The organism is Jeotgalibacillus campisalis (assembly GCF_000829515.1).
Taxonomy (GTDB): Bacteria; Bacillota; Bacilli; order Bacillales; family Jeotgalibacillaceae; genus Jeotgalibacillus; species Jeotgalibacillus campisalis.
Genome location: NZ_JXRR01000017.1, coordinates 361307 through 377140, shown reverse-complemented (window position 1 = coordinate 377140; position 15834 = coordinate 361307). Strand labels below are relative to the sequence as shown.

General features: G+C 40.3%; 14 protein-coding genes. All 14 read left to right on the top strand.

Annotated features, from left to right (window positions below; translation table 11 throughout):
- Positions 1-88 precede the first annotated feature (88 nt).
- The 14 genes from KR50_RS14245 to dnaI all read left to right on the top strand — a co-directional run bounded on the left by KR50_RS14245 (position 89) and on the right by dnaI (position 15607).
- Complete coding sequence (locus KR50_RS14245) at positions 89-565, top strand: hotdog family protein (protein WP_041060029.1); 477 nt, start codon at positions 89-91, stop codon at positions 563-565.
- Positions 566-919: 354 nt separating this feature from the next.
- Complete coding sequence (locus KR50_RS14240) at positions 920-1636, top strand: response regulator transcription factor (RefSeq protein ID WP_041060027.1); 717 nt, start codon at positions 920-922, stop codon at positions 1634-1636.
- A 2-nt stretch (positions 1637-1638) separates the two neighbouring features.
- Entirely contained in the window at positions 1639-3402 is a 1764-nt protein-coding gene (gene pnpS, locus KR50_RS14235) for a two-component system histidine kinase PnpS (protein ID WP_041060025.1), read from the top strand.
- Between the two features lie 230 nt (positions 3403-3632).
- On the top strand, positions 3633-4598 hold the full coding sequence (gene hflK, locus KR50_RS14230) for an FtsH protease activity modulator HflK (RefSeq protein ID WP_041060023.1): 966 nt from the start codon (positions 3633-3635) through the stop codon (positions 4596-4598).
- Positions 4598-5557, top strand: a complete 960-nt coding sequence (gene hflC / locus KR50_RS14225; RefSeq protein WP_041060021.1) for a protease modulator HflC — start codon at positions 4598-4600, stop codon at positions 5555-5557. Before hflK ends, hflC begins: the two co-directional genes overlap by 1 nt.
- A 138-nt stretch (positions 5558-5695) precedes the next feature.
- The gene (polA, locus tag KR50_RS14220; RefSeq protein WP_041060018.1) at positions 5696-8323 is read left to right on the top strand and encodes a DNA polymerase I; all 2628 of its coding nucleotides are present in this window, start codon (positions 5696-5698) and stop codon (positions 8321-8323) included.
- A gap of 23 nt (positions 8324-8346) precedes the next feature.
- Positions 8347-9219, top strand: a complete 873-nt coding sequence (gene mutM, locus KR50_RS14215) for a bifunctional DNA-formamidopyrimidine glycosylase/DNA-(apurinic or apyrimidinic site) lyase (RefSeq protein ID WP_041060015.1) — start codon at positions 8347-8349, stop codon at positions 9217-9219.
- Positions 9220-9236: 17 nt separating this feature from the next.
- On the top strand, positions 9237-9833 hold the full coding sequence (coaE, locus tag KR50_RS14210) for a dephospho-CoA kinase (RefSeq protein WP_084215624.1): 597 nt from the start codon (positions 9237-9239) through the stop codon (positions 9831-9833).
- 271 nt (positions 9834-10104) lie between these two features.
- On the top strand, positions 10105-11142 hold the full coding sequence (locus KR50_RS14205) for a glyceraldehyde-3-phosphate dehydrogenase (protein ID WP_041060008.1): 1038 nt from the start codon (positions 10105-10107) through the stop codon (positions 11140-11142).
- A 463-nt stretch (positions 11143-11605) separates the two neighbouring features.
- On the top strand, positions 11606-11986 hold the full coding sequence (speD, locus tag KR50_RS14200; RefSeq protein ID WP_041060005.1) for an adenosylmethionine decarboxylase: 381 nt from the start codon (positions 11606-11608) through the stop codon (positions 11984-11986).
- Positions 11987-12282: 296 nt separating this feature from the next.
- Positions 12283-12666, top strand: a complete 384-nt coding sequence (locus KR50_RS14195) for a hypothetical protein (protein ID WP_041060002.1) — start codon at positions 12283-12285, stop codon at positions 12664-12666.
- A gap of 68 nt (positions 12667-12734) precedes the next feature.
- Entirely contained in the window at positions 12735-13196 is a 462-nt protein-coding gene (nrdR, locus tag KR50_RS14190; protein ID WP_041059999.1) for a transcriptional regulator NrdR, read from the top strand.
- Positions 13197-13262: 66 nt separating this feature from the next.
- Positions 13263-14672, top strand: coding sequence for a replication initiation and membrane attachment family protein (locus KR50_RS14185; RefSeq protein ID WP_041059996.1), 1410 nt, complete (start codon positions 13263-13265; stop codon positions 14670-14672).
- Positions 14672-15607, top strand: a complete 936-nt coding sequence (dnaI, locus tag KR50_RS14180; protein WP_041059994.1) for a primosomal protein DnaI — start codon at positions 14672-14674, stop codon at positions 15605-15607. The genes KR50_RS14185 and dnaI overlap by 1 nt, the downstream gene beginning before the upstream one ends.
- Positions 15608-15834: the final 227 nt, after the last annotated feature.

The following is a 15834-nucleotide window of genomic DNA, read 5'->3' as shown; positions in this document are numbered from 1 at the left end:
AGACTTTTGTCCCAAGCTCTTTCTTAAAATAAGGATAAAACGAAACGAGATTAAAGCAGCAGTTAAACGAATAAAGGGGGAGATCAGCTTGCTGATGGGAAAAAAGAGAAAAATGGGGAGAAATATTGAAGATATGACCATTGGGGAAAAATTAACCCTGACTGAAAAAATAGAAGACAAGGATCTTCTTCTTTTCCTGGGGCTCACGAACGATGCAAATCCATTATATATTCAGCACGATTATGCATCACAAACACCTCATAAAAAACCAATCGTTCCGTCTATTATGCTGACAGGCTTTATTACATCCGCAGTTTCAAAATACCTGCCGGGACCCGGGTCGCATATCATTGGTCAAAACTTATCTTTTCCGAAAGCGCTTCCACATTATGCGACCGTGGAGTTTTTGTTTGAAGTGATGTCGATCGATCGTCCAAATGCCCAAATTGAAATAAAAGTGAAGGCGTTTGATGAAAATGGTGAAGTTGTTGTGACTGGTACAGTTACCGTATGCCCTCCTCATAAACTTGAGAGATTTGAAAACTCGGCACTAGATAACTTTTAAAGCAGGATTTCTTTATAAAAAATCATTTCAGTACTGCGGATGAATAGAAAAGCGAAAGTATATACTACACGTATAGAGCACACTGCGGTGTGCTTTTTTTTATCATGTACATTTGGGATAAGTTTTTTCCTTTTATGATCACACCTTCTAATTCTCGACCAAGTTAGGCTACGCAACAATGAAAGCGTTTTATTTGTCATTCTCCTGTTATAACCGGTATGCATACCGTGGAGAAATATGTACTTAAGTTTACCAAAGCCCTTGAATTCTATCGAAAAGCGCTTAAATGTATACTATAATGAAGGTGGTTATTGGATGGATGACTGGTTTTACTACACGATGCGGAGGTAGAACATGAGTAAAAAAGTTCTGGTTGTAGATGATGAGCAATCAATTGTAACCTTATTAAAATATAATTTAGAGCAGGCGGGTTATGAAGTTGTAACAGCCTTAGACGGACAAGACGGCAAGCAAAAAGCGATTGAAGAAAAGCCGGATCTGATTGTACTTGATTTAATGCTTCCTAAAATGGATGGAATTGAGGTATGTAAACAGCTCAGACAGGAACAAATTCAGACGCCGATCATTATGCTGACAGCAAGAGACGATGAGTTTGATAAAGTTCTTGGACTTGAACTGGGTGCAGATGATTATATGACAAAGCCATTTAGTCCAAGGGAAGTTGTAGCGAGAGCCAAAGCTATTTTAAGACGGACAAAACAAGCAGAAGTAATAGCACCGGAAGAAGCAGATGAGGATCACTCCTTTAAAGTAGGGGATGTTAAGGTTTTTCCAGATCAATATGAGGCCTATTATAAAGATAAGCAATTGGATTTAACACCAAAGGAGTTTGAGCTTCTGCTCTACCTGGTTGAAAACAAAGGAAGAGTACTGACGAGAGATCAGCTATTACAGGCTGTGTGGAATTATGATTTTGCTGGTGATACACGGATTGTGGACGTGCATATCAGCCATATTCGAGAGAAAATTGAGGAAAATACGAAGAAACCTCTTTATATCAAAACCATCAGGGGACTTGGCTATAAAATGGAACAGCCGAAGAAAGACTGAAAATGTCTAGTTTTCGAACAAGACTCTTATTTGCGCTCATTTCGCTCATCGTATTAGTTCTGGTAGGGCTTGGGGTGTTGATCGGTGAACTGTTTAAATCCTATTATTTAAATGCCTTACATTCAAGGATGGAAAAAGAAGTACAGATCGTTGTCAATGAAGTTGAGCTTCAGCCTTTTTTTACTACTGTAGCCTCTTCGCGATTTGATGAGCTCAGCGACGTGCTCGATATCCGAATCTTGATGATCAGCGAGTCAAGCAATGTTATCTATGACAGTGAAAACAATGTGAATATAAGGACTCATACTAGCACGGTACAATCGATAAGTGAGGATGATTTGTCCTCTGAAGATCCGATTACACAATATCAAGCGAATGAAAACACGATTTATTATGCCAAGGGTGTGACAGCTGGGGAAACAGAGGGATTAGTCATCGTAGCAACAAAGTTTGACGAGTTACAAGCAGTTTATCGTCAGATTTGGATTATTTTAGGAATTACTCTTGGTGTAGCGATGTTTATTATCATTTTGCTGGGATCGAGAATCACCAATCAATATACGAAACCAATTGAATCCGCTACTAAAGTTGCGATTGAATTGGCAAAAGGCAATTATCGGGCCAGAACGTATGAAGATCGAGTAGATGAGACGGGAATGCTGAGTAATGCTATTAATGTACTCGCAAGAAACCTGCAGGAAATGGTAACTCTGCAAGCCATTCAGCAGGACAGGCTGCAGACCCTGATCGAAAATATGGGAAGCGGTCTAATTATGATTGACCGTCAGGGATATATTGTGTTGGTGAACCGCACTTTTTTAGAATTCTTTCATTTACAAACAGACGAAGTAATTAACAAACGATATGTGGATATCATCTCCGATAAGCAGGTTCGTGAAGTAGCTGAAGAAGTCTTTATGACCGAGCAGCGAATTAGAAAACAAATCCACGTTAAATCCGTGTTTTCTAAGCTTCATCTGGAAGTGTATGGAGCTCCGATTATTGGTGATGGAAGTATTTGGCAGGGTATTGTTCTTGTTTTCCATGATATTTCCGAACTGAAAAAGCTGGAGCAGATGAGAAAAGATTTTGTTGCAAATGTTTCTCATGAAGTAAAGACGCCAATCACCTCCATTAAAGGATTTACTGAAACGCTTTTAGATGGAGCGATGAATGACAAAGAAGCGCTGGAATCATTTCTGACGATTATTTTGAAGGAGAGTGACCGTCTTCAGGATTTGATTCAAGATTTATTGGATTTGTCCAAGGTCGAGCAGCAGGGCTTTAATCTGGCAGTATCTAATGTCAGCATTACTGATCTTCTTCAGGAAGCCAGAGCCATTATGAAACAAAAAGCTGACCAGAAAAGTATGGAGATTCTCCTGGATGGAGATCAGAACCTTTTTATTGAAGGAGACCACGACCGGCTGAAACAGGTCTTCATCAATTTAATTAGTAATGCGCTGACTTATTCACAGCCAAGGGGTGAAATCAGGCTGACTGTCACTGATCAGACAGAGCGTGTGCTGATAAAGGTTGAAGACGATGGAATAGGAATGGAACAAGAAGAAATTCCAAGAATTTTTGAAAGATTTTATCGCGTAGATAAAGCGAGGAGCAGAAATTCAGGTGGTACTGGACTGGGGCTTGCCATTGTGAAACATATTGTGGAGGTTCACCATGGAGAGATTTCTGTTACGAGTGAACCAAATAAGGGTACAGCTTTTTTAATCTCGCTACCTAAAAAATATTGGATGAATGAATAGAGACTTTACATTCACTTTACATTAAAAGGGTTTTTTCTTAACATTTAGTTGATAAGATGTTTAGTGAAAACCCCTTCATCCAAGGAACCCAGAAGAAAGACGTGAACAGACCCCGTTCACGTCTTTTTTCATGTTCATATTTATTTCCTGTAATAAAAATGAAATGTTATTGAAACTTTTCAATATATAACTCGTAAAAAGAATATAACGATTTTGAAAGGAAGGTTAAAATGAGCGTAAAACGAATTATGGCGGGTCTAGGACTTATCACGACCGCCATCCTCCTCATTATTATTTTATTTACTTCCTGGTATACAGTTGATGAATCCGAGCAGGCGCTTGTGATGACATTTGGGGAAGCGAACGAAACGATCACAGAGTCAGGTTTAAATTTTAAAATGCCTTGGCCGATCCAGCAGGTTGAAGTTCTGTCCAAGGAAACGTTCAGTCTTCAGTTTGGGTATGAGCAGGAAGACGGTGAAATTCAATCTTTCCCTGAAGAAACAAAAATGATTACAGGGGATGAAAATATTGTACTGGCAGATCTTGTTGTTCAATGGAAGATCGTGGATGCTAAAAAGTACTTATTTCATGCTGAGGACCCGGAAGAAGTTCTTTATGATACAACGGCTGCTTCAATCCGCAGTATTATTGGCAGCTCAGAGATTGATGATGCTTTGACTTCAGGAAAAGCAGAAATCGAGTTGGAAGTAAGAGACCTTCTTTCCTCACTAATGGAAAAATACGATATAGGCATCTCTATCCAGGCTGTTCAGCTGCAGGATGTGGAATTGCCGAACGAAGAAGTGCGTCAGGCATTTACCGCAGTTACGGATGCGAGAGAAACGATGAATACGAAAGAAAATCAGGCAAATAAATATAGAAACCAATTGATCAATGAAGCAGAAGGTGAAAAAGATGCGATTGAATCCAGGGCAGAAGGGGAAAAAACAGCCCGAATCGAGCAGGCGCGAGGAGACGTAGCGATCTTTGATAAGTTATATGCTGAATATCAGACAAACCCGGACATCACGCGTCAGCGATTGATTATCGAAACACTTGAAGAAGTGCTGCCGAATGCTGAAGTGTATATTATGAACGATGATGGGGGCACGTTGAAGTACTTGCCGCTTAATCCTTTAGAACGTTCTCAGCCGGCACCGACAGAAGAGGCCGAAAGTGAGGAGGGGCAATAATGAGCGATGATAAAAAATCGGACAGCAAGGTATTTGATTTTTCAACTCAGAAAAAAAACAACGGTTCTTCATTGGAATGGAAAAAATACTCCAAATTGGGCATTACACTCATCGTATTTTTCATTCTGCTAATCACTGCTATATTAAATGTTTTTATCGTAAAAGAAGGGGAATACCGTGTTGTCAGACAATTTGGGGAAGTAGTTAAGATTATTGAAGATCCTGGTCTGAACGCCAAAATTCCATTTATTCAAAGCGTTACTTCTCTCCCGAAATATCAAATGACCTATGATGTTTCAGAGGCTGAAATTAATACGCGTGACAAAAAGAGAATTATTATTGATAATTATTCTGTATGGCGCATTACAAGTCCAAAAGACATGATTTCAAATGCGGGTACGATGATTAATGCGGAGTCGCGTATGGAAGAATATATTTATTCGGTTGTTCGAACTGAGCTTGGGCAGTTAAACTACGAGGATATTATTAATGACGAAAAATCTTCCCGAGGAAGTTTAAATGACCGGGTAACAGAACGTGTGAACGAGCTTTTGACGAAGGAATCATTTGGGATTGAGGTCGTAGATGTCCGTATGAAGCAAACCGATCTTCCGACAGAAAATGAACAGTCTGTATTCACCAGAATGATTTCCGAGCGGGAATCCACTTCGCAGGAATATTTATCTACAGGTGATGCTAATAAAAACCGGATAGAAGCTCAGACTGATCGTGAAGTCCGGGAGCTGCTTGCTGTAGCAAATGCTGAAGCCGACGTTATTCGGGCTGAGGGTGAAGCGGAAGCAGCAAAACTGTATAACGAATCTTTCTCAAAGGATCCTGAATTTTACGAAATCTATCGTACACTTGAATCTTATAAAACGACGATCGATGATAAAACGATGATTATTCTTCCAGCAGATTCTCCATATGCCAGTTTATTGTCAGGTGCATTAGAATAAGTGCCTAGAAAATCAATCCAGAATATGAGCCGTTGTTTTCTCTTTCATTTTAGACATGCTAAAATGAAAGAAGCAGCGGCTTTTTTGTTTGTCAAAACTGCCGAGCATACGGGAACATTCATTTGAGGAGGAGTTTATTTGAGTAAAAAACTAATGCTGATTGATGGCAACAGTATCGCCTATCGCGCTTTTTTTGCACTGCCATTACTCAACAATGACAAAGGCGTACATACAAACGCAATCTATGGTTTTACAACCATGCTGACTAAGATGATTGATGATGAAAAACCCACCCATATCCTAGTGGCCTTTGATGCGGGGAAAACAACCTTTCGCCATAAAACATATAGCGAGTATAAAGGCGGCAGACAGAAGACACCTTCAGAGCTTTCTGAGCAATTTCCGTTTATCCGTGACCTGCTTGCTGCTTATTCCATTAAGCATTATGAATTAGACCAGTATGAAGCGGATGACATTATTGGTACGTTATCTCTGCAAGCAGAAAATAAAGGATACGAGGTAGTTGTCGTATCAGGGGACAAAGATTTAACACAGCTTTCTTCTAAAAGCACCCGAGTGGAAATCACACGGAAGGGTATAACGGATATGGAGTCTTATACACCTGATCACATTAAGGAAAAATATGGACTGACACCGGATCAGATTATTGATATGAAGGGTCTGATGGGAGACTCTTCTGATAATATACCAGGCGTTCCCGGAGTAGGGGAAAAAACCGCTATAAAACTGCTGAAGCAATTTGGAACACTTGAAACACTGCTCGACTCTATAAGTGAAGTAAAGGGAGCCAAGCTGCAGGACAAATTGAATGAATTTAAAGATCAGGCAAAAATGAGCAAGGAGCTAGTCACCATCACTCGAGTTGCGCCAGTAGAAATAAAACTCGATGACCTAATGCGACAGGAGCCTGATCAGGAAAAGCTTCGCTCTCTTTTTAACGAGCTTTCGTTTCAGACACTTCTTGATAAATTAGGAGACAGCACTGAAGAAGAAATTGAATTGAAAAATCTGGATTGGATCTATGCTGAAGAAATTACAGAAGACATGCTGCCTTCAGAATCTCAGCTTTACATTGAACTATATGATCCGAATTATCATACAGCGGACATTCTAGGAATAGGGCTTCACCATAGGGGCGGCACGTATTTTATTCCGGTAGAAAAAGCCAGGGAATCCGCACTGTTTAAAAAATGGATTGAAGATGAGGAAAACCAAAAGTCCGTCTACGATTCAAAACAGTCGATTGTGGCATTGAGCCGTCTGGGTATGGACTTAAAAGGAATTGACTTTGATCTTCTGATTGCCTCTTATGTCATTGATGCTTCACAAGCAGCTGCTGACTTTGCATCGATTGCAAAAAGACACGGCGCCGATGCTGTTCAGTCAGATGAAGCCTTATATGGCAAGGGAGCGAAAAAGAAAGTTCCAGATGAGAAAATACTTGGTGAGCACATTGCAAGAAAAGCCGCTGCGATAGGGAAAATAAAAGACACTTGTATACGGGACCTTGAGAGAAATGAACAGTTTGACTTATTTGACGAGCTTGAACTGCCGCTGGCTGAAGTATTGGCTGAAATGGAGAAAACAGGGGTACTGGTTGATGTTGACCGGCTAAAGGAAATGGGTGAAGAATTAAAAACAAAATTAGCCCAGATTGAACAAGATATTCACAGAATCGCCGGGGAGTCTTTTAATATTAATTCTCCAAAGCAGCTTGGTGTTATCCTGTTTGAAAAGCTCGAACTTCCTGCAGTGAAAAAAACGAAAACAGGTTATTCAACCTCAGCAGATGTACTTGAAAAATTACAATCTGAGCATGAAATTATTGATCATATCCTGATTTACAGGCAGCTTGGGAAGCTTCAATCTACCTATATTGAAGGACTCCTCAAAGTGGTGGATAAAGAGTCGAGTAAAATACACACAAGATATAATCAGGTTTTAACGCAAACAGGCCGGCTGAGCTCAACGGATCCTAATTTGCAAAACATACCGATCCGATTGGAAGAAGGCCGTAAAATACGCCAGGCTTTTATTCCGTCAAAGAAGGATTGGATCATGTTTGCAGCGGACTATTCCCAGATTGAGCTGCGAGTTCTTGCCCACATCTCACAAGACGATGGATTAATTGAGGCGTTTAATAACAATATGGATATCCACACGAAAACAGCAATGGATGTTTTTAGCGTCAGCAAGGAAGAGGTAACGCAGGGTATGAGAAGACATGCAAAAGCCGTAAACTTTGGTATTGTTTATGGAATAAGCGATTACGGTCTATCTCAAAGTCTTGATATTCCAAGAAAGGAAGCAGCTGAATTTATTAAACGATATTTAAGCAGCTATCCAAAAGTAAAGGAATATATGGATGATATTATTAAAGAGGCTAAACAAAAGGGCTATGTTGAAACACTTCTCCATAGAAGAAGATACATTCCTGAAATTACGAGCCGTAATTTTAACCTCCGCGGGTTTGCTGAAAGAACGGCAATGAACACACCGATCCAGGGAACTGCAGCTGATATTATAAAAAAAGCGATGATTGACATGGCGATACGATTAAAACAAGAGGGCTTACAAGCCACGATGCTTCTGCAGGTGCATGATGAGCTGATCTTTGAATGTCCAAAAGAAGAAGTTGAAATTCTAAAGCGTATTGTACCGGAAGTAATGGAAAAAGCGGTTGAACTAGTTGTGCCGCTTAAAGTGGATTACTCATTCGGCAATACCTGGTATGATGCAAAGTAATTGAACACTAGGGAGTGTAAGGAATGCCCGAATTACCAGAGGTAGAACATGTGAAACGAGGACTTGAACCATACGTGATTGGGGAAACAATTGTTTCGGTGCAGTTTTCTGAACAAGTTAAAAAGTCACATGAGAATGGAAAACAGGCCATTATAAAAGGCAAGGGTCTTGCACATTTCTCAGACCACGTAAAAGGATACAAAATGAACCGGATTGAAAGGCGGAGCAAATATTTACTGTTTCATGTGGAAAGAGCATCATCAACCGCTTTTCTACTGTCTCATTTAGGCATGTCAGGTGCTTGGTTTGCAATTGATTCCGTTGATCAAATAACAGAAGATAAATTCCGCAGCCATGTTCATGTGATTTTTACATTTGAAAGCGGCAGGCTGCTTATTTATTCAGATATCAGGCGCTTTGGCGAGTTGCGGTTTTTAGATAAACTGGAAGATCATCCGCCAATCATTGCTATTGGCCCTGAACCCTTTGATCAAAATGCCCAGGAATTATTTTTGGCTTCACTGAACTTGCCAAAATTTAACTCAAAGCCTGTAAAAGAAGTGATAATGAATCATCAGGTCATTGCCGGATGCGGAAATATATACGCGACTGAAGCCTTATTTAAATCAAGAATACATCCTAAACGGGCGGTTTCCCGAATCAGTCTGGGTAAAAGAATTGAATTATTTAACAACATTGTTTCTGTCCTGCAGGAAGGAATAGACGCAGGCGGAAGCAGCATTTCGGATTATCGGAATGTCAATGGTCAGGCAGGAAGCATGCAGGACAGACTGCAGATGTACGGCAGGAAAGAATGTCCGAAGTGTGGAAGCAATGTTAAACAGGCTGTAATTGGAGGGAGAAATTCCCATTACTGTGGAAAATGTCAGCGTTAAAGAAAGAAGGGGCTAGTATGATCATTGGTTTGACCGGGGGCATTGCCAGTGGAAAAAGCACGATTGCCAACTGGCTGATTGAGCGAGAATACGCAGTGATTGACGCCGATTTGGCTGCTAGGAAAGTGGTGGAACCAAATCAGGAGGCGTACCGTAAAATAGTAGAACAGTTTGGCAAGCGGATTGTGGCTGAAGATGGAACGATAGACCGTGCTCAGCTCGGAGCGATCATTTTTGGCAGTAAGACAGAACGGGAAAAACTGAACAGCATTGTACACCCGGCCGTGCGAAAAGAGATGCTTGAACAAAAGCAAAAAGCTGTGCATCTTGGGAAACAAACCATTTTTCTGGATATTCCGCTTCTTTTCGAAAGCAAACTTCAATGGATGGTCGATAAAATTGTAGTGGTGTATGTTCAGGAAGACATTCAGTTAAAAAGACTAATGGAAAGAAATCAGTATTCAGCGGAGGAAGCGCAGGCGAGAATTTCTTCGCAGCTCCCTCTCCGCGAGAAAAAAGCGCAGGCCGATGCAGTCATTGATAATTCCGGGACGGTAGAGCAGTCCTTTATACAAATGGAAGAGCTTCTCGTTCAGTGGAAGGCTGCCCCTTAGAACCAAACAGATTTAGTAAAAGAAGAGCGTTTGAGCTCTTTTTTTTTACCTTTTTTTGGAGGGGGCTTTACCAATGGGATTAGCATCGGGGACTCTGTTGAGTGAAAAAAAGATCTCTATCATGTTGTAATATGACTGCTGGTTTTAGAGAGTGATTAAATAAAGATGAACTTTCAGGTCATATGCGAAAATTATCTTTTAAAATGTGATCAATATGTTATACTAATCTTAGTTATTTCACTATCAGTATAACGTAATTAGGGGGATCCATATGACACAGACTAATATTGCAATTAATGGTTTTGGACGTATAGGAAGAATGGTGTTTAGAAAAGCAGTGATGGAGCCGGCTCTTAACATTGTAGCTGTTAATGCCAGTTATCCTGCTGCAACGCTAGCCCACCTGCTAAAATATGATACGACTCATGGAGTGTTCAATGGGGAAGTTCATGCGGAAGAAGACGCATTAATTGTAAATGGACATAGAATTATCTTAATTAATCAGCGGGACCCGATGATGCTTCCTTGGGAAAAAATGAACATCGATATAGTGATAGAAGCCACAGGGAAGTTTAATGCACGTGATAAAGCAGCACTTCATCTTGATGCCGGAGCGAAAAAAGTAGTGCTGACTGCGCCTGGTAAACAAGAAGATGTTATGATCGTTATGGGAGTAAATGAAAACGCTTTAGAAATAAAAAAGCATGATATAATCTCAAATGCTTCGTGCACGACGAACTGTCTTGCGCCGGTAGCGAAAGTACTGGATGAAGCATTTGGAATAGAAAATGGTCTGATGACAACTGTACATGCCTATACGAATGATCAGAATAATATCGATAATCCTCATAAAGATCTTAGAAGAGCGCGCTCATGCAGTCAATCGATCATCCCAACCTCAACAGGAGCAGCAAAAGCCCTTGGCAAAGTGCTTCCTAACCTTCAAGGCAAGCTGCATGGGATGGCTCTAAGAGTGCCGACTCCGAATGTTTCGCTCGTAGATCTGGTAGTGGATGTTAAACGCGAAGTAACAGTTGATGAAATCAATCATGCATTTATACAGGCGGCTGATGATGAATTGAATGGCATCATCTCCTATACGACTGAACCCCTGGTTTCTGTCGATTTTAATACAAATTCCAATTCCGCCATTATTGATGGGCTGTCAACAATGGTTATTGGAGCAACAAAAGTCAAAGTGCTTGCGTGGTATGACAATGAGTGGGGCTATTCATGCAGAGTAGTGGATCTTGTTAAGCATGTCGCCCATAAAATGCACGAGGTTTCATCAGAAATTTCTGTCTCATAAGTCTTTAATCACAGGCAACCAATCTCTATATAAGACAAAAAACTGGAAGGATCAGCAGTTGGGATCCTTCCAGTTTTTTGTTTTGTTTATTCTAACGGGTCAGACTCATTATTTTTTTCTTTTTCTTTGTCGATTGCCTGAGAAAAAGAACCGGCAATCGCAGCAAAAATATCTCCAATGAGTCCTAAAATGACAGCCATGATTTCTTCCTCCTTGACGGGGTGTGACGGTAAAGACTCCAATCTACTCTTTATACGTTTTATTTTTCAAATTGTTTCAAAATTAATTAATTGATTGCATAAAGCTGAAAAAAAACGTATACTGTTTTTCGTGATCTTATTTGGTTCCACACAAAGCACATCTTTACTTAAAGGGTTAGGACCTCATCGGACTAACTTTCCCCCGTGGTAAGGATCGTATGAACAACCAGATAAAATCAAATTTGTATTAAGGGGGAACGATCATGGAAACAATGGGTCGTCATGTAATTTCAGAACTTTGGGGCTGTGACTTTGAAAAGTTAAACAGCGTGGATTTAATTGAACAGGTGTTTGTAGATGCGGCACTAAAAACAGGTGCAGAAGTTAGAGAAGTAGCATTTCATAAATTTGCGCCACAGGGTGTCAGCGGTGTTGTGATCATTTCTGAATCGCATTTAACCATTCACAGCTTTCCGGAGCACGGTTATGCCAGTATTGATGTATACACATGCGGAGATCTTGATCCGACAATTGCTGCTGATCATATAGCCCAATCATTGGGAGCGACATCAAACGAAACAATCGAAGTGCCAAGAGGTATGGGTCCTGTACGTGTTGGGAAGCCGACAGTCAGTGCCGTTTAAGCATATATTTGATTCATAGGCTCGAAAAAAACTAATCTTATTACTAGCAAAGAATGTCTTTATGAATGCTTCATTCATAAAGACATTCTTTATTTTGTATAGATGGTTTTTCTTATTTGACCATTAGGATAGATCAGAAGCATAACTCGTCCTCTTGAAGACGGAAATGACCCGTTTTATTTACTACTATCTTTCTAATAAATCGTTGTAGTAAAAAGAATTCCTTAATGATTTTGTCCTTTCCTGTAAACATTGATAGAATGGTAGATAGAAGAGCGTTACAGGAGGAGATTTGATTGGCAGGAATACGAGGGTTGTTTAAACGATTTAGTTCAGAGTGTGAAACATCAGATCAGCATAAAGAAGAAGAGCTGCAGACACATTATTATAAAGCTTCTTTTGATAAGGCCTATAGTCAAGTCGAAAAGTTTTATTCTTCGCCCGGCTATACGATAACTTCAGAATCAAAAGAACATGGTGAAATGATGATTCAAAAAACGAGCAATCCAAAAATGTTTATTATTGCAACGATTGTTAGCACCAGACCATTACATACAGCGGTGGATATTAAAGTATCTGCTGATTCTGCCATCATTGGCGGTGCTTATCCGAAATTAAAGCAGGAGATCGCTGCATGCTATACGTATTTAGGCAAGGAGCTTAGAAAAGATCAGCGATGAGTCTTCTTGTGCTTTCGGAGTATTTTTATTATGATAGAAGCAAATAATCACGTTGTGGAGCTGGTTTTATGAAATGCCCGTCGTGTCATGAAAATACGACAAGAGTCATTGATTCCAGACAAATCGATGAAGGCAAAGCGATTCGGAGAAGAAGAGAATGCGAATCCTGTCACTATCGGTTCACTACTTTTGAAAAAGTGGAAGAAATTCCTTTGATCGTAGTAAAAAAAGACGGAATTCGTGAAGAGTTCAGCAGGGAAAAGATACTAAGAGGTCTTATTCGGGCATGTGAGAAGCGTCCTGTCCCTTTTGAAGAATTAGAAAATATTTCCTCTTCGATCGAAAGAGAGCTACGTAATCAGGGGATATCAGAAACGCCATCAGTTGATATCGGGGAGCTTGTAATGGACCGGCTGGCAAAAGTAGATGAAGTCGCGTACGTTCGGTTTGCCTCTGTTTACCGGCAGTTTAAAGATATAAATGTTTTTATTGATGAATTAAAAGAATTAATTAATAAGGAACGAGCATAAGGGAGCCTGAGATAACCCTTAGCTCTTTTTTTGTCTAGTGCATTAAAAGGAAGGGCCGATTGTATCATGACAAATATGTGGAGAGAAGTACAGCCCACAGACGACTACCGTGTTCAGTTGAATGGATTATTACATGAAACGGACAGGTCCATCATTCAGTCTCTATACCAGCCGCTGGTAGGAGCTTCATCCATCAGTTTGTATTTTATGCTGTGGGAAGAGGTGCAGCATTTTCAGCTTGAAAGCAAACCTGCGACTCACGCAACGCTGCTTGGCATGTTGAATGTTTCAATTGATCAGATTTTTGATGCCCGCATCCATCTTGAGGGCATGGGTCTTCTTAAGACTTATATTAAGGGTGGAGATACAAAGGAATTTCTATATCAATTGCAGCCTCCATTGCAGGCAAATGAATTTTTTGAAGATCCGATGCTAAGTGTTTTTTTGTACAGACAAGTGGGAAATACTCAATTTCAGCGGTTGAAAAAAAGATTTTGTGTTTCATTTGAAGCGCTGACGTCCTATAGAGAAGTTACTCGTTCATTTCAGGATGTCTATGAATCAGAAGCGTTAATGAATAGAATGCCTGAAGCGGACCGTATGCCTGGTGAAAATGAGTCGCTTTTATTTTCTGCTCAGAATGCCGGCCTTCAAACCGATTTTACATCGTTTGATTTTCATTTGCTTCTCGCAGGTCTTTCAGAAATGATGGTCCCGAGAAAAGCGATAAACTATAAGGTCAAAAGTATGGTTTCAAAACTTGCTGCTCTTTATGGATTAACTGAAATGGACATGAAAAACATTGTGATCTCTGCAGTTGATGAGGAAAATGAGATAGATCTTGAAGTATTGAGGAAAGCTGCGAGAGATTTTTATCAATTAAATCGAAGTCAGATTCTTCCAGGTCTTACTTCGGCTGTTAAAAAGCCGAATGATCAAAAAACCGTATCAGTCCGTTCTGAGTCGGATGATTCTGAACTGATGGATTACCTTGAGAAAGCTTCACCTGTACAGGTCTTAAAAGATGCTTCGAATGGAGTAGAGCCAACCAAATCGGAGCTGACCCTCATTGAGGATTTGCTATATGAGAAAAAGCTGCCTCAGGGAGTGGTGAATGTTTTGCTTCAATTTGTGCTGCTGCGCACAGGAATGAAACTGACGAAAGCATTTGTTGAGCAAATTGCTACCCATTGGGCGCGTTCTAATATCACGACCGTTGAAGATGCAATGGAGTTAGCAAAAAAAGAACATAAAAAGTACATGGAATGGAAAGAAGAAACAAATAACGGCACTAAAAGACGAAAAAGCAACAAGACCATTCGAAAAGAGCAGCTGCCGGATTGGTTTAAGAACAGGCAGCAATCAGAAAGTGCTGATAAACCTCAAGAGGAACAAGATGATCTTGAGTTCGAAGAAAAAAAACGCAGGTATTTGGAGAAGCGTCGTCAAAAGAAGCTTGAGGCAGGTGATCAATAATGGATCCAATAAACCGCACGCTTAAGAAATTAGCTGGGTCTGACCGTTTTCAGGAACGATACAATGAAATGAAAAAACAAATAACCGGCAATCCTGAAGTACAGCAGTTTTTCGAACAGCATAAAGAGGAGCTTGCTCCAAATGCATTAGACCAGGGAATGATTAAGCTATATGAATTTATTAATCGCTCCAGTTCCTGCAAAAGCTGTCCGAACCTTGAAGGCTGTATTAACACGATGGCTGGATATGAACCAAAAATAATCATTCAAAGTGGACTGATAGATCTTGAATATCACAGATGTCCAAGAAAAATGGCGCATGATGAGCAGCGCAGGACCGAAACCCTTATTCAAAGCATGTATGTACCGAAAGATGTTTTAAGAGCGACACTTGATGACGTAGATTTGGATAGTGCCGACCGTATGCAGGTTCACGAAATGGCTGATGACCTGGTGGACAGACTGATTAAAGATCCCGAGCATTACAAAGGGCTGTTTATTCATGGTGAATTTGGAGTAGGGAAAAGCTATATTTTAGGAGCGATTGCAAATGAGCTGAAAAAAAATAATCGCGCAAGCTTCATCCTCTATTTTCCTGAGTTCCTTCGTGAAATGAAGCAGTCACTTGGCGATCAGTCCTTTTCGAGCAAAATGGATGCAGTGAAAAAGAGCTCAATTCTTATGCTTGATGATATAGGTGCTGAATCACTATCGAGCTGGGCCAGAGATGAAGTGCTTGGCACGATTCTGCAGTATCGTATGGCCGAAGAGCTGCCTACCTTTTTTACATCTAACTTTGATTACAAGGGGCTCGAGCATCACCTTACTTATTCTCAAAGAGGAGAAGAAGAGCCGATTAAAGCGGCAAGAATCATGGAGAGAATAAAGTTCCTGACGATTCCCGTTCACATGAGCGGAAAAAACCGCAGAAATTAAAACGAAAGAAAAATGAGACTTGCTTTTCTAAAAGCTATCCTCTAAAATGACATCAAATGAAACACTTTAATTCCATATCAAAAAGTATTGATGAGGACATGTTTAGTTATCACGGATTCCCAGAGAATGAGGGGCATTGGCTGAAACCCCTTTAATCACGAGTAACTTCTTCACCCCCTTTGAACTGTATGAGCGAAGTAACAGTAGTTCATATCGGCTGCAGCCCG